Here is a 14154-nt window from a genome sequence, read left to right as displayed (position 1 = left end):
CGCGGCGCTCCCCTGCACGGCCGGCGCGGCCCCTCAGATGCGGTAGCGGCGCAGGGCCGGTACCGCGGCGGCCAGGGCGAGCATCGCGACGACCACGAGCAGGCCGCCCACGGCGGTGGCCGTGCCGGGGCCGAGGGCCGAACCCGCCGTGCCGTGCAGCAGGTCGGCGAGGCGCGGGCCGCCCGCGACGACCACGGTGAACATCCCCTGCATGCGCCCGCGCATCTCGTCGGTCGCGGCGGACTGCAGGATCGCCCCGCGGAACACCATGGAGACCATGTCGGCCACGCCGCCCGCGGCGAGGAAGGCGGCGGCCACCCACAGGCTGCCGCTCAGCCCGGCCCCCGCGACGGCGAGGCCCCAGACCACCACGGCGCCGATCACCATCCATCCGTGCGCACGTGCCCGCGAGAAGGTTCCGGACAACAGGCCGCCGCTGACCGCCCCGATGGGGATCGCGGCGAACAGCAGGCCCAGCGCGAAGCCCTCGCCCCAGGGCGCGTAGGTCGTCGCGGCGAGCTGCGGGAAGAGGGCGCGCGGCATGCCGAAGACCATGGCGATCACATCGGCGACGAAAGAGAGCAGAAGGACGCGGCTGGTCGCCATGTAGCGGAAGCCGGCGGCCACTTCGCGCCAGCCGGCGGTACGCCGCCTGCTCCCCGTACCGCTGCCCGGCGCGTCGTCCCCGTCGCCGAGCGGTGGCAGCGCGGGCAGGCGCCATACCGCCCAGACGGCGGCGCAGAGCGCGAGGCTGTCGATCAGGTACAGCTCGGGCAGTCCCAGTACCGGGATCAGGGCGCCCGCGAGCAGCGGCCCGACCACCATGCCGGTCTGCGCGACGGTGGAGCCGAGCGCGTTGGCGGCGGGCAGTTCGGCCGCGCTGACCAGGCGCGGGATGGACGCCTGGCGGGCGGGCGAATTCATGCCGAAGAACGCCTGTTGGCAGGCGAGCAGCACCATGAGCAGCCACACCGAGCGCATTCCGGCCAGCGCCTGTATCCAGAACAGCAGCGAGGTGACGGCGATCCCCGCGTTGGTGACCAGCAGCAGCTTGCGCCGGTCGACGGAATCGGCGACGGCGCCGCCCCACAGAGCGAACACCACCAGCGGCAGCAGCCCGGCGAAGCTGGCGTAGCCCACCCAGGCCGATGACCCGGTGATGTCGTATATCTGCTTGGGCACGGCGACGGCGGTGAGCTGGCTGCCGATCGCGGTCACGGTGGTGGAGGTCCACAGGCGGCGGAACGGCGGATGCCGCAGCGGCCGGGTGTCCATGGCCCAGCGGCGCCAGCCGCGCTGCTTCTCCTGCGGAACGGCCTGTGCGTCTCCCCCGCGTTCCGCTGTTCCTCCGCGTTCGTCTGCGGCTGTTTCCGTATGGTCCACGGCGTCTACGGCTCCCTCTGGCTTCCCCGTACATCTATTCGCTCGGAGCCATTGTCGTCATCCGGCCCGACGGCCCCGGCACCGGGACGCGGCGCCCCCGGCCGTGATCTCATGGACCAGCACGTCGGCGAGGGGCGGCCCCGGCGGCCTCCCCCGTTCCAGAGGAGGGCGCGAGGATGGCGCAGGAAGTACGCGGGGTCATCGCTCCGGGCAAGGACGAACCCGTACGGGTCGAGACGATCGTGATCCCGGACCCGGGTCCCGGCGAGGCCGTGGTGCAGGTGCAGGCGTGCGGCGTCTGCCACACCGACCTGCACTACAAGCAGGGCGGTATCAACGACGAGTTCCCCTTCCTCCTCGGCCACGAGGCCGCCGGCGTGGTGGAGTCCGTCGGCGACGGCGTCACCGAGGTCGTACCGGGCGACTTCGTGGTCCTCAACTGGCGCGCGGTGTGCGGCCAGTGCCGCGCCTGTCTGCGCGGGCGCCCCTGGTACTGCTTCGACACGCACAACGCCGGGCAGAAGATGACGCTGACCGACGGCACGGAGCTCTCGCCCGCGCTGGGCATCGGCGCGTTCGCCGAGAAGACCCTCGTCGCCGCGGGCCAGTGCACGAAGGTGGACGCGGAGGCACCGGCCACCGTCGCGGGGCTGCTGGGCTGCGGCGTGATGGCGGGCATCGGCGCGGCCATCAACACCGGCAACGTCGGCCGGGGCGACAGCGTCGCGGTCATCGGCTGCGGCGGCGTCGGCGACGCGGCGGTCGCGGGCGCGCGCCTCGCGGGCGCCGCGAAGATCATCGCGATCGACGTCGAGGACCGGAAGCTGGAGACGGCGAAGGGCATGGGCGCCACCCACACCCTCAACTCCCGCACGACGGATCCCGTCGAGGGCGTACGGGCGCTGACCGACGGCAACGGCGCCGATGTCGTGATCGAGGCCGTCGGCCGCCCCGAGACCTATGAGCAGGCCTTCTACGCGCGGGACTTGGCGGGAACGGTCGTTCTCGTCGGCGTTCCCACCCCGGACATGCGCCTGGAGCTGCCGCTGCTGGACGTCTTCGGGCGCGGAGGCGCGCTGAAGTCCTCCTGGTACGGGGACTGCCTGCCGTCACGCGACTTCCCGATGCTCATCGACCTCTACCTCCAGGGGCGGCTGGACCTGGACGCGTTCGTCACCGAGACGATCCGGCTCGACCAGGTCGAGGACGCGTTCGCGCGGATGCACCAGGGCGACGTGCTGCGTTCGGTGGTGACGCTCTGATGACGGCCGCGCGCATCGACCACCTGGTCACCTCGGGCACGTTCCGCCTCGACGGCGGCGAGTGGGACGTGGACAACAACGTCTGGATCGTGGGCGACGACCACGAGGCCGTGGTCATCGACGCCGCGCACGACGCGGACGCGATCGCCGACGCGCTCGGCGGCCGTACGCTGCGGGCGATCGTGTGCACGCACGGGCACAACGACCACGTCGACGCGGCGCCCGCGCTGTCCGCGCGTACCGGGGCGCCGATCCTCCTGCACCCGGACGACCTGCCGCTGTGGCGGCAGACCCACCCGGACCGCGATCCCGACGGCGAACTGACGGACGGCCAGGCCATCGCGGTCGCCGGTACGGTGCTGAACGTGCTGCACACGCCAGGGCACGCGCCGGGTGCGGTGTGCCTGTACGCCGCCGACCTGGGCGTCGTGTTCAGCGGGGACACCCTGTTCCAGGGCGGTCCCGGGGCGACGGGACGGTCCTTCTCGCACTTCCCGACCATCATCGAGTCGATCCGCACGCGCCTCTTCACGCTGCCGGGGACGACGGAGGTACGCACGGGCCACGGCCCGTCGACCCGCATCGGGGACGAGTCGCCGAAGCTGGAGGAGTGGGTGGCACGGGGGCACTGAGCGCGCGTTCGGGGCACTGAGCGCGCGTTCGGGGCTTGGCGCTGTGACCGCCGGTCGGGCCTGCTTGTGGTCGCCTCCCGCTGCGGCGGGATTCGGGTGAGTGGTTGCGCCCGACTTGTGAGTTACGGCCCGCCCTACGACGCTCCGCGCCTCCGGCCGGGCCTCCGCCCGGTCTGCGGCGTCCCCGGGTGACGTACGAACGAGCCGTCACGACTCGCTTGCGACCCGAGCCCCGCGGTCCTACGGCTGATTGCGGACGCGGGGCTCGGTCCCGCGTCCGTTCCGCCGCACCGCCCCGCGTCCCTACCGTCCCCGCATGACCTCCGACGGCACGCTCGACAACGGCACGCTCGACGAAGCCCTGGACCGCCTCCACTTCACAGGGCCCGAACGCGAGGGCTGGCTCAGCAACCACGCCCCCATGGCGGTGGAAGCCCTGGCCCGGCACGGACAGGCGCACACCGTGCACCGGTGGATCGACGGTTACCGCGACAAGCTGGAGGACATGCCCTCCCCCGTCGCCCCCGTGCACGACGACAACTGGCAGGAGGCGCTGGGCGATCACCGCCGCCTCGCCGACTGGATCGTGTACTTCGGCCGCCAACTCGGCGCGCGCCCCTGGCAGGACGTGCTGGTCCAGTGGTGGCCGCGCCTGCTGCCCGGCATCGTCGCCGCCGCCACCCACCCGGTGATCCGCGTCGGCCACTGCGTACGGGGCCTGCTGGAGGGCGAGGTCACCGGGCCGCGGATCGCCGAACTGGCGCACGCGCTCGGCTACTGGGCGGCCCGGCACCAGTTCCTCACCGGGATCGGGAAGCTGCCGTACGAGGGCGCGCCGCGCACCGCAGGAGAGGCGCTGGACGCGGTGCCGCTGGTGGCCCCGTACGGGAGTGACCTGGGCATCAGGCAGCGGCTCCCGCTCATCACCGCGCTGCCGCCCAGGCCGGGCGGCGACGGCCTCGGCCCCGAGGAGGCGCGGGCCGGGCTGGAAGCGCTGGTGCGGGCGGCGACCCTGCGGTACGCCACGCACGGGCACGGCAGCCCCGTCATGCTGGTGCACGCGGCCACCGGGCCGAACGCGGTGCTGCGCGTACTCCCCGCGCTGCCGCGGGAGTTGTGGCTGCCCGGCTTCGCCGCCGCCTGGTCGGCGAGCGCGGCGATCACGGCCGCGTACGCGCCCCGCGAGGCGCGACCGCTGCCGGAGGCCGAGGACCCGGCGCCGGAGGAGATGTTCGAGCGCGCCGCGGCGCACGGCGACGAACACGTCGTCAAACTCGCCGACACGGCACTGGACATCGCCGATCCGGTCATCGCCCACGCGGCGATTCACCGGGCCACGCAGCTCATCGAGCGGTAGCCGGGCCCACCGCGGCGGACGGCGCTCGCGCCCGAGCTCGGCCGGCGGTCACCACGCGCCCCGGGGAAGGTCCACTTGACCCCGCACCGCGGTGCAGGGTGCACCGTTCCGGCCATGACAACGCACCCGACACACACCGGCTCCCGCCTCCGTACCGATCCCGTCCGTGCGGGCGCCTGGTACGACCTCGCCGTCGCGCCCCTGTTCGCGACGCCCTGGACCGCCCGGCTCGTCATCGACGGGGTACGTGCCGTGCACGCGGCTTTCGGTCTGCCGGGGCGCGCCCCGGGGCAGTTCGCGCCGGAGCACCTGCTGTTCGTCACCTTCTTCGGCGTGCTGGTGACGATGTGGGCGGTGGTGCGGCTGGTACGCGGCGACGTCGTGACCGCCGTCGCCGACACCGCCGGCCGGGCGGCCTTCGCCTCGCTGATGACGTACGCCCTGGCCTGCGGCGCGACCCCCGTGCTCGGGGTCTTCCTCGTGCTCGAGGCCGGCTTCCTGCTCGCGCAGGGGCGGCACCTGTTCCGGCAGCGAGCGGGCGCCGCCCTCCGCACGCGGGAGATCCTTGCCCCATGACACCGACCGAGGCCGCACGCGCCGCCGGAGTGCCGCCGAGCACGCTGCGCTATTACGAACGCCGCGGGTTCCTCTCCCCCGAACGCGACCCGCACTCCGGCTACCGCCGCTACTCGCGCGAGGACGTACGCCGCGTCCGCTTCGTGCAGCGGGCGCAGCAGTTGGGGTTCGGCATGGGCGACGTCGCGGCGTTCCTGGCGCTCTCGCAAGGGGGCACGGTCGCGTCCGCACAGTTGCGCAGCGTCGTCGACGCCAAGCTGGCGGACCTCGACGAGCGCATCGCCGACCTGACGCGCATGCGTACGGCACTGGCCACGCTGGCCGACACCACGACGGCCACCGGCACCGAATCCGGCACCGGCACCGGCACCGGCACCGACTGCGCGTGCCCCGTGGAGGCGGCGCTGACCGGGGATGAGGCCGGCGCGGGGACCGGACCGGGCGCCGAAACGTAGGCCGGGGGCCACGTCGGTCGTGCGGCGTGACCCCCGTTCGCGGCAAGGGCGTTCGGCCCCCGCTACGCCCCCTGCCTCCGCAGCGTCCTCCCCGTCACCGCGACCCCGGCCGTCACCGCCGCCAGCAGCGTGCAGGCGACGGCCGGCGCGATGGCGCCCATGTCCAGGCGCAAAGGGACCTCGGACGAGGTGGCCTCGGAGAGTCCGGAGGCCATGGCGGCCAGCGGGAGCAGGGGGACCAGTACGCCGAGGGCAGCGCCGATCGCGATGACCAGGCCGATCTCGCCCGCCGAGACCAGCAGCAACTGGCGTACGGTGCCGCCGGCCGACCTCAGCACCCCGAAGTCCCGGCGCCTGCCGTGCGCGGCCATGGCCATGCTGTTCACGACCGCGATGACGCTGTAGCCCACGGCGATCACGGTCAGCATGGCCGCGAGGCTGTCCGTGAGCCTGGCGTCGGTCTCGTAGTCGGCCACGGCGTACGCGGCGGCGTCGTGCAGAGCCGTGCCGGGGACCGCGGCGCTCGCCTTCGCGTCGCCGGGGACGAAGATGTCGTCGGTGAGCGCGGCCGGGTCGTGGGCGCGGACCAGATCGCGCGCGACCACGAAGTCGCCGCGTGCCGGGTCGTCGGGCAGCACCGCTGCGACGCGCAGGGCCACGCGCTGCCCGTCGGCGAACCGTACGGAGGCGATCCGCCCCTCGCGCAGCCCCAGTTCCCGCGCGGTGCGCGCGCCGAGCACGGCCTCGCCCGGCTTGTTCCAGCGCGGGTCCCTGCTGCCCAGGACGTCGAGGACGGTGGCGCCGGCCTCGGAACCCGGGTGCTCCCTGGCGCGTTCCCCGGCGTCCTTCCCCGTACCCCCGGCCCCCAGTACGAAGGCGCGGGTCGGGAGGGCGGCCTTGCCGACCGGGTTGGCCGCGACCGTCTCGTCGGTGTTGCCGGGTGTGCCGTCCGGCGTGACGATCGTCTGGCCCGAGACCTCGAGCGCCTCGCCCGCCGGGTAGGCCACCCGCATCGTCTCGACCGCGCCGCTGATCAGCACCGCGAAGCCGACGGCGGCGATCACCGGGGCCGCCAGCGAGGCCGCGCGGCGGGGGTTGGCGACGAGTTCGGCCCGGACCAGGACCGGGCCCGCCGAACCGCCGCGTACGCCGCGTACGAACGGGGCCGTGAGGAAGCGCCCGGCCGGGCCGACGAGCACGGGTGCCAGCAGCGCCGCGGCGACGATCAGCGCCATCGTGGCGCAGAGCGCCATGGTGACGCGGTCGTCCGCGCCGGTGGTGGCGGTGCCGAGCGCGAGCAGCGCGCCGGCGGCCAGTGCGGCCAGGGCGGCGATCCAACGCCCGCGCGCCATGCCCGCGTTGGCGGACCGGCTGTCCAGCAGGGCCTCGATCGGGGCGACCCTGGCGGCCTTGCGGCCGGCGCTCCAGGCACCGGTCACGCTGACGCCGACGCCGATCGCGGCTGCCGTGAGCAGCGGCCACGCGTTGACGGTCACCCGCACGTCCGGCGGGACCACGCCCAGACCGTCGAGGGCGCCGCACAGCAGCGGGGCCGCGGCCGCGCCGGCCGCGCACCCTGCGATCGCGCCGAGCAGTCCGACCACGGCCGCCTCGCCCAGGATCATGCGGCGGATCTGCGCGGGCGCGGCGCCGAGGGTACGCAGCAGGCCGATCTCGCGGCGGCGCATCCCGGTCGCGAGCACCAGCATGGAAGCCACCACGAACACCGTGGTGAACAGGGTGAGTAGGGCCATGGCGCCGATGAGCTGCACGCCCAGGAAGCGCTGGTGCTCGGCGTACCGGGGCTGGAGTTCGGCGCGCCCGGCACCGGAGAGGACGTCGCCGGAGGCGGCCTTGCCTGAGGCCACGTCGCCCGGGGCCGCGTCGTCCGAAGCCACTTCGCCTGAGGCCGCGTCGCGGGCGAGCGCGCTGCCCCCGGCGTCGAGCACCTTCCTGGCGCCGGACACGACCGAACCACTCGAAGCCCCCTCATCCGCGATCAACCCGATCGTGCGGACTCCCGGCTGCTGCCGCGCGGCGAACGCCTCGCTGAAGTAGTAGCCGGGCCCGTCCACGGTGCCGACGACGGTGAAATGCGCGCGCCCCGCGGCGATGTTGACGGTCAGCCCGCGGCCCACGGCCGCGCCCAGCGCCCGGTCCACCACGACCTCGTGGTCCCCCTTCGGTGCCCGTCCGGAGACCAGCCGGTACGGCGCCATCCGGGTACTCGCCCAACCATGGCCGGCCTCCGAAGCGCCCTCGTCGGCGACGGGTTCGCCGCCGCGGATGGCCTGCGCGTAGAAGGACCGGTCGACGACCACCTCGGACACGCCCTCCACCTTGCCCAGACCGGCCAGCAGGGGCCGGGCCTCGGCCCCGCTCCACGGCATGCGGTCCTCCGGGCTGTCGTCCACGTCGAGCACGCGCGGGGGCACTACCAGGGCGGCTGCCCCTGCGTACCGCGGCTGGACTCCGGGGCGTACGGAGTCGTGCACGACCAGCGTGGCGGTGATCAGTGACACGCCGGCCAGGACGGCGACGAAGGCGCCGAGCAGCGCCGACCAGCGTTCGCGTACGTTCGCGAGGATCAGCATCACGCCTCCAGCCGGGCCATGCGGCCCGCGATCACGGCCGCGTGGTCCCCGCCGCGCTCGCCGTCTCCGCTGCCGCCCTGTTCGCCGCCGAGCAGGAAGCGGTCGGCGATCCGGCCGTCCTTGAGGAAGACCACGACGTCGGCCACGGCAGCCGCCACCGGATCGTGGGTGACCATCAGGGTGGTCTGGCCCTCCTCGTCCACCAGCCTCCGCATCATGCGCAGCACTTCACGCGAGGTGACCGTGTCCAGTGCGCCGGTCGGCTCGTCGGCGAAGAGCACGTCGGGGCGGGTGACCAGGGCGCGGGCCAGCGCGACGCGCTGCTGCTGGCCGCCGGACAGCTCGCTGGGCCGGTGGCCGGCGCGCTCCGCGAGCCCGACGGCGTCGAGCGCGTACGCGACCCGCTCACGGCCGGCCCTGCGACCGGCGAACCGGCCGGGGAGCTCCACGTTCTGCGCCGCCGTCAGGGACTCGACCAGATTGAACGCCTGGAAGACGAAGCCGGCGCGGTCGCGGCGCAGCGCGGTGCGCTCCTTCTCGCTCTGCCGGCCGATGTCCACCCCGGCGAGGACGATCCGCCCCTCGGTCGGCTGCTCCAGGCCCGCCGCGCACTGCAGCAGTGTCGACTTCCCCGAACCGGAGGGGCCCATGATCGCGGTGAAGGTGCCGCGCGGAAAGCCGAGGGTGACGCCGTCCAGCGCGGTCACCCGCCGCCCGCCGGTGCCGTGGACCTTGCGTACGCCGTGCAGTTCGACGGCGTCGTGCGGGGAGATCGGGCTCGTCGTCTCCACGCTCGGAGCCGCCGCCACGCTCCGGTCGGCCGCCACGCTCCGGCTTGTCGCCGTCTTCGTCTTGCGGGTTCTCGTCATGCCCCGATCCCACTGCCCCGGACAGGGGCCCGGCACTGATCTCCCCTCTACTTCCGAGGTAGAGGCAGCTCTACTCCCGTACGCGGACGGCGCGGCTACCGTTGCCCCATGCCTCCCACACCCGCCTGGCGGGCCACCACGGCCTGGCAGGCCATGGCTCAGCGACCGCTGAGCTTCCTGACCTCCGGCTGGCCCTGGCGTGCGCTGGCCTACCTGGCCGGAGGCGTCGCGGTCGGCGCCGCGGCCGTGACCGTCCTCGCCCTCGGCCTGGCCGCCGGGCTCGCGCTGCTGGTCGTGCTGATCGGCATCGCGCCCCTGGTCGGCATCGTGCTGGCCTCCACCGCCGTGGCCGCGGTGGAGCGCCGCCGGCTGCGCCTGGTGGACCTCGACCGCCTGCCCGACCCGCACCGGGCTCCGGACGGCCCGGGCCTGCGTACGTGGGCGGCCACCCGGCTCAAGGAGCGCACCACGTGGCGTGAGTTGGCGTTCACGCTGCTGTCGGCCGCGGCGCTGTGGTGGCTTGACCTGCTGGTGCTCGGCTTCGCTTTCGGGTTCCCCGCGGCGACCTTCGTCGCGACCGACGGACAGACCTGGCCCTGGACCGTGTTCGGAGCGATCGTCCTGCTGGCCTCCCCGTACACGGTCACCTCGTGGGCAGGCGCGCGGGCCGCCATGGCGCGCACCTTCCTCGCCCCGCGCGACCGTGAGCTGGGCGAGGAACTGCGCGAGGTGCGCGCCTCCCAGTCCCGGCTGCTGGACTCCTTCGACGCCGAGCGGGTACGCATCGAACGCGATCTCCACGACGGTGCCCAGCAGCGGCTCGTCTCGCTGGGGATGACGCTGGGGCTGATGCGGCTCGACGTACGGGAGGGTTCACCGCAGGCCGAGCTGCTGACGCAGGCGGAGAGCCAACTCGCCACCGCCAACCAGGAGTTACGTGCGCTCATCCGCGGGCTCAATCCGCCGGTGCTCGCCGACCACGGGCTGGTCGCGGCGATCGAGGACTACGCGGGCCGCTTCCCCCTCCCCCTCGCGGTGGACCTGAAGCTGCCCGAGCGGCTGCCGCGGAAGCTCGAGACCACGATGTACTACCTGATCACCGAGGCGATGACGAACATCGCCAAGCACAGCGGCGCCGCCACCGCGCGCATACACGGCCGCTGCCACGCCGACCTGCTGACCCTCGACATCACGGACGACGGCCGCGGCGGGGTCGACCCCGGGGCGGGCACCGGCGTCACCGGGCTCGCGGACCGGGTCACGGCGCTCGACGGCCGGATGCGGGTGTCGAGTCCCGCCGGCGGTCCGACCCTGCTGCACGTGGAGGTGCCGTGCCGCTCCGTCTGATCGTGGCCGAGGACGCCGTGCTGCTGCGCGAGGGCCTGGTCGGCCTGCTCGAACGGGTCGGCCACGAGGTGACCGCGGCGGTCGGCGACGCCGGAGCGCTGGTCGAGGCGGCCCGGGCCGACCGCCCCGACCTGCTCGTCACCGATGTGCGGATGCCGCCCTCGGACAGCGACGACGGGCTGCGGGCCGCCGTGCGGCTGCGCGAGGAGTTCCCCGGGCTGCCGGTGCTCGTCCTCAGCCAGTACGTGGAACGCTCCTACGCGCTCCGCCTGTTGGACTCCGGCGGCGGCGCCGGTGTGGGCTACCTGCTCAAGGAGCGGGTGAGCGCGGTGGCCGACTTCACCGCCGCGATCGAACGCGTCGCCGCCGGGGGCACGGTGGTGGACCCCGAGGTGATCCACCAGTTGGTACGGCTGCGCCAGGACCCGCTGGAGCGGCTGAGCCCCCGGGAGCGCGAGGTGCTGGCGCTCATCGCGGAGGGCCGGTCCAACGCGGGGCTGGCGGCGCACCTGTTCCTCAGCGAGGCGGCCGTGAACAAGCACATCGGCAACATCTTCACCAAGCTGGACCTGCCGGCGGACACCGAGGGCCACCGGCGGGTGCTGGCGGTCCTCGCCTTCTTGCGAGCGTGAGGCCCTCTCACCCGCGGATGTGAGTGCCCCTCACCCAACCTCCCGGGCGAAAGCCTCGTACGCCTCCGCGTCGAAGAGCACGAAGCGGACCTCCTCGGCCGAGGACCGTGTGGTGCGTACCGTCTCCACCGCGATGCGGGCCGCGTCGTCCATCGGCCAGCCGTAGACGCCGGCGGACACGGCGGGGAACGCGACCGTTCCCGCGCCCAGTTCGCCGGCGACGCGCAGGGACTCCCGGTAGCAGGAGGCCAGCAGGTCCGAGCGGTCCTCCTGGCGGGAGTACCGCGGGCCCACCGTGTGGATCACCCAGCGCGCCGGCAGCCTGCCGGCCGTCGTGGCCACCGCCTCGCCGGTCGGGAGGCCGCCGGCGTACCGGGACGCCCGCAGCTCGCGGCATTCCGCGAGGATCTCGGGGCCGCCCTTGCGGTGGATCGCGCCGTCCACTCCGCCGCCGCCCAGCAGCGAGGAGTTGGCGGCGTTGACCACCGCGTCGACCTCCTGCTCGGTGATGTCTCCCTGCACGATCGTGATGTTCCGCGCGTGTGCGTTCTCTCGGGGCATACGGGTCATCCTCGCAGCCGGGTGCCGTCACGGCGCGCAGCGAGGGTACGCAGTACGCACCCTGGCCACCGGTGTGGAGCTCGGCTACCTTGCGACGCACCGCATGATCGGCTTTCCGTTCCCGTACAGGAAGGGCGCCCCATGTCCCGTACGCCGTCCCGCCGTTCGCTCCTGGGCGGTGCCGCGGCCGCGCTCGCCGCGCAGCCGCTCGTCGCCGCCGACAGCGTGGCCGCCGAGAGCGGCGACAGCACCGGCGGCGCGGCAGCCGCCGGGCGCGGCCCCTCCCCCGGCGCCTCCCGCCGCCCCGACCGCGTCGTGACCGGCGCCGAGTCCGCCGCCGCCCGCGGCTGGCGGATGCTGCGCGGCCGCAAGGTGGGCGTGGTCAGCAACCCCACGGGCGTGCTGCCCGACGCCCGGCACGTGGTCGACGACCTCGCGCGGCGGCCCGAGTTGGAGATCGTCGGCGTGTTCGGTCCGGAGCACGGCTTCCGGGGCAGCGCGCAGGCGGGCGAGTCCGAGCCGGTGTCCCGCGACCCGCGCACCGGGCTGACGGTGTACGACGCGTACGGGGCCGACGCGAAGAAGATGGCGGGGCTGTTCCGCAAGGCCGGGGCCGACACGATCGTGTTCGACGTCCAGGACGTGGGCGTCCGCTACTACACGTACATCTGGACCATGTACTACGCGATGGCCGCCGCGAAGGAGGTCGGCGCGCGCTTCCTCGTGCTGGACCGGCCCAATCCGCTCGGCCGCAGAGCCGACGGGCCGCTCCTGAAGCCGGAGTTCGCCTCGGGCGTGGGGCTCAAGCCGATAGTGCAGCAGCACGGGATGAGCGTCGGCGAGCTGGCGCGGTACTTCAACGGCGAGCTGCTGCCGGACGACGGCGGCGCGGTGGAGCTGCGGGTCGTGCCGTTCGCCGGGCGGGAGCCGGAGGAGGTGGGCGCGCCCGAGGGTCTGCCGTGGGTGCCGCCCTCGCCGAACATGCCGACCGCCGACTCGGCCCTGGCCTACGCGGGCACCGGCTACTTCGAGGGCACCAACCTCTCCGAGGGGCGCGGCACCACCCGCCCCTTCGAGTTCATCGGCGCCCCGTACCTGGACTACCGCTACAGCGACCGGCTCAACGCGCTGCGGCTCCCCGGAGTGCGCTTCCGCGAGGGCTACTTCGTGCCCACCTTCAGCAAGCACACGGGCAAGACCTGCGCCGGGGTGCAGATCCACATCACGGACCCGGACGCCTACGAGCCGGTGACCACCGCGGTCGCCATGCTGTGCGTGGCCGGCCGCTACAAGGGCTTCGAGTGGCGCAAGGACGCCAACACCCCGGTCCCGTACTGGATCGACAAGCTCTCGGGCTCCTCCCGCCTCCGCGAAATGATCACCGCGGGCGACGACGTCCGCACGGTCACGGCGGCATGGCGCGAGGAGGTACGCGACTTCGAGAACAGGCGCAGGAAGTACCTGCTGTACCGGTGACTTGAGGCACCGGCCGCCCTCACAGCCCCGCCCACCTCCGCCGGTCGCGGGCCTCCGCGTAGAGGCGGGCTATCGTGTCGGGCTTCAGGACTGCCCGGTGGGCGCCCAGGTCGGGGGCCTCGCGCGGGGTGATGATCTGGACGTCGTCCGGGGGCTCGCGCACTGTCAGGGGGTCGGGGCCGACCACCGCCAGTACGGGGGCGACCGGGGTGGTGTGGCCCGTGGCGCGGGTGAGGGCGAGTTCGGCCGTGGTGGCCGCGCGGCGGGCGTGGCGCAGGGGGATCTCCAGGCGGATGCGGCCGAGGCGCGCCCGGTCCGCGCCCTCCGGGGACTGCGCCGTGGTGTGCCGCCGCATCCACCCCCGCGTCACCGTGTGCACGGCGAACACCCCGCCGGGGCCGAGCAGCAGGTGGTGCAGCACGGCGACGCCCGGCAGCGGCAGGGAGTGCAGGACGCGCCAGCCGAAGCCGGTGAGGGACTCCAGCTCCTCCCCCACGGCCTGCCGCGCGGCCAGTTCCTCACGGCACTCGGCGACCGGGTCGGGGCGCCCGGCGAGCCGTCCCGCCCTGCGCGCGGCGGAGGCCAGCCGGGTGCGCGGGCCGCCGACCGGCCCGAACGCGGCCAGCATCGCGTGCAGTTCCTCGCCGGGACGGTTCGGTGCGAGGTCGTCGTCGGGGTGCAGGAAGAGCGGCCCGCTCTCCCCGTACGGGGCACCGTAGGAGACGCCGTACGCAACCTCGTACGCCTCCACCCCGTACGCGCCTTCCCCGTACGCGCCTTCCTCGTACGGACCCTCCCCGCCCCGGCCTCCGTCGGGCCAGCGCTCCCCGTACCGGCCGGGCCCTCCCTCGTGCTTCTCCACGGCTCCCCACCTCCCGCACCATCACACCACCGGGGCCGGGTGCGGGAGCAGGGGTCGCGGGGCCATCACCGCTCCAGCGGCCGGTGCGCACCCTCCGGGAGCCGTAGGAAGACCAGCCCCGGGAGGGAGCAGGGGAGGCACGGGACCG

At 74.2% G+C, this 14154-nt stretch carries 13 protein-coding genes; 8 read left to right on the top strand and 5 right to left on the bottom strand.

The window, feature by feature from the left end:
• Window positions 1-33: 33 nt before the first annotated feature.
• Window positions 34-1383 (bottom strand): MFS transporter, encoded by a 1350-nt coding sequence (locus ABEE00_RS13095; protein ID WP_345745577.1) that lies wholly within the window; start codon window positions 1381-1383, stop codon window positions 34-36.
• A 176-nt stretch (window positions 1384-1559) separates the two neighbouring features.
• Between ABEE00_RS13095 and ABEE00_RS13090 the strand changes: the two genes are divergently transcribed.
• The 5 genes from ABEE00_RS13090 to ABEE00_RS13070 all read left to right on the top strand — a co-directional run bounded on the left by ABEE00_RS13090 (window position 1560) and on the right by ABEE00_RS13070 (window position 5665).
• Window positions 1560-2645, top strand: a complete 1086-nt coding sequence (locus ABEE00_RS13090; RefSeq protein WP_345745576.1) for an S-(hydroxymethyl)mycothiol dehydrogenase — start codon at window positions 1560-1562, stop codon at window positions 2643-2645.
• On the top strand, window positions 2645-3277 hold the full coding sequence (locus tag ABEE00_RS13085) for an MBL fold metallo-hydrolase (protein WP_345745575.1): 633 nt from the start codon (window positions 2645-2647) through the stop codon (window positions 3275-3277). The genes ABEE00_RS13090 and ABEE00_RS13085 overlap by 1 nt, the downstream gene beginning before the upstream one ends.
• A gap of 316 nt (window positions 3278-3593) precedes the next feature.
• Window positions 3594-4634 (top strand): questin oxidase family protein, encoded by a 1041-nt coding sequence (locus tag ABEE00_RS13080; RefSeq protein ID WP_345745574.1) that lies wholly within the window; start codon window positions 3594-3596, stop codon window positions 4632-4634.
• Window positions 4635-4748: 114 nt separating this feature from the next.
• Window positions 4749-5210 (top strand): hypothetical protein, encoded by a 462-nt coding sequence (locus ABEE00_RS13075; RefSeq protein ID WP_345745573.1) that lies wholly within the window; start codon window positions 4749-4751, stop codon window positions 5208-5210.
• Window positions 5207-5665, top strand: a complete 459-nt coding sequence (locus ABEE00_RS13070; protein ID WP_345745572.1) for a MerR family transcriptional regulator — start codon at window positions 5207-5209, stop codon at window positions 5663-5665. The genes ABEE00_RS13075 and ABEE00_RS13070 overlap by 4 nt, the downstream gene beginning before the upstream one ends.
• Before the next feature lie 62 nt (window positions 5666-5727).
• On the opposite strand, the gene ABEE00_RS13065 is transcribed toward ABEE00_RS13070, so the two are convergent.
• Together ABEE00_RS13065 and ABEE00_RS13060 are read right to left on the bottom strand one after the other, a co-directional pair.
• Complete coding sequence (locus tag ABEE00_RS13065; RefSeq protein ID WP_345745571.1) at window positions 5728-8259, bottom strand: ABC transporter permease; 2532 nt, start codon at window positions 8257-8259, stop codon at window positions 5728-5730.
• Window positions 8259-9128: an ABC transporter ATP-binding protein gene (locus ABEE00_RS13060; protein ID WP_345745570.1), complete on the bottom strand. Its 870-nt coding sequence runs from the start codon at window positions 9126-9128 to the stop codon at window positions 8259-8261. Before ABEE00_RS13060 ends, ABEE00_RS13065 begins: the two co-directional genes overlap by 1 nt.
• 153 nt (window positions 9129-9281) lie before the next feature.
• Here ABEE00_RS13060 and ABEE00_RS13055 point away from each other — a divergent pair, with 153 nt between their 5' ends.
• Window positions 9282-10475 carry a sensor histidine kinase gene (locus ABEE00_RS13055; protein WP_345745854.1) on the top strand — a complete coding sequence of 398 codons (1194 nt, stop codon included), beginning with the start codon at window positions 9282-9284 and terminating at the stop codon, window positions 10473-10475.
• Window positions 10460-11107, top strand: coding sequence for a response regulator transcription factor (locus tag ABEE00_RS13050; RefSeq protein WP_345745569.1), 648 nt, complete (start codon window positions 10460-10462; stop codon window positions 11105-11107). The genes ABEE00_RS13055 and ABEE00_RS13050 overlap by 16 nt, the downstream gene beginning before the upstream one ends.
• 30 nt (window positions 11108-11137) lie before the next feature.
• Here the strand turns inward: ABEE00_RS13050 and ABEE00_RS13045 are convergent, their stop codons facing one another.
• Entirely contained in the window at window positions 11138-11668 is a 531-nt protein-coding gene (locus ABEE00_RS13045) for an O-acetyl-ADP-ribose deacetylase (RefSeq protein ID WP_345745568.1), read from the bottom strand.
• A gap of 141 nt (window positions 11669-11809) precedes the next feature.
• Here ABEE00_RS13045 and ABEE00_RS13040 point away from each other — a divergent pair, with 141 nt between their 5' ends.
• On the top strand, window positions 11810-13144 hold the full coding sequence (locus ABEE00_RS13040; protein WP_345745567.1) for an exo-beta-N-acetylmuramidase NamZ family protein: 1335 nt from the start codon (window positions 11810-11812) through the stop codon (window positions 13142-13144).
• Between the two features lie 19 nt (window positions 13145-13163).
• Here the strand turns inward: ABEE00_RS13040 and ABEE00_RS13035 are convergent, their stop codons facing one another.
• Window positions 13164-14006: a nuclease-related domain-containing protein gene (locus ABEE00_RS13035; protein ID WP_345745566.1), complete on the bottom strand. Its 843-nt coding sequence runs from the start codon at window positions 14004-14006 to the stop codon at window positions 13164-13166.
• Window positions 14007-14154 lie beyond the last annotated feature (148 nt).

The organism is Streptomyces odontomachicola, assembly GCF_039605595.1.
Taxonomy (GTDB): domain Bacteria; phylum Actinomycetota; class Actinomycetes; order Streptomycetales; family Streptomycetaceae; genus Streptomyces.
This window is presented reverse-complemented; position numbering and strand designations above follow the sequence as displayed.

Excerpts from the sequence above, each read along its gene's own strand:
- ABEE00_RS13090 (WP_345745576.1), top strand. The coding sequence starts at position 1,560 with ATGGCGCAGGAAGTACGCGGGGTCATCGCTCCGGGCAAGGACGAACCC.
- ABEE00_RS13085 (WP_345745575.1), top strand. The coding sequence starts at position 2,645 with ATGACGGCCGCGCGCATCGACCACCTGGTCACCTCGGGCACGTTCCGC.
- ABEE00_RS13080 (WP_345745574.1), top strand. The coding sequence starts at position 3,594 with ATGACCTCCGACGGCACGCTCGACAACGGCACGCTCGACGAAGCCCTG.
- ABEE00_RS13075 (WP_345745573.1), top strand. The coding sequence starts at position 4,749 with ATGACAACGCACCCGACACACACCGGCTCCCGCCTCCGTACCGATCCC.
- ABEE00_RS13070 (WP_345745572.1), top strand. The coding sequence starts at position 5,207 with ATGACACCGACCGAGGCCGCACGCGCCGCCGGAGTGCCGCCGAGCACG.
- ABEE00_RS13065 (WP_345745571.1), bottom strand. The coding sequence starts at position 8,259 with ATGCTGATCCTCGCGAACGTACGCGAACGCTGGTCGGCGCTGCTCGGC.
- ABEE00_RS13060 (WP_345745570.1), bottom strand. The coding sequence starts at position 9,128 with ATGACGAGAACCCGCAAGACGAAGACGGCGACAAGCCGGAGCGTGGCG.
- ABEE00_RS13055 (WP_345745854.1), top strand. The coding sequence starts at position 9,282 with ATGGCTCAGCGACCGCTGAGCTTCCTGACCTCCGGCTGGCCCTGGCGT.
- ABEE00_RS13045 (WP_345745568.1), bottom strand. The coding sequence starts at position 11,668 with ATGCCCCGAGAGAACGCACACGCGCGGAACATCACGATCGTGCAGGGA.
- ABEE00_RS13040 (WP_345745567.1), top strand. The coding sequence starts at position 11,810 with ATGTCCCGTACGCCGTCCCGCCGTTCGCTCCTGGGCGGTGCCGCGGCC.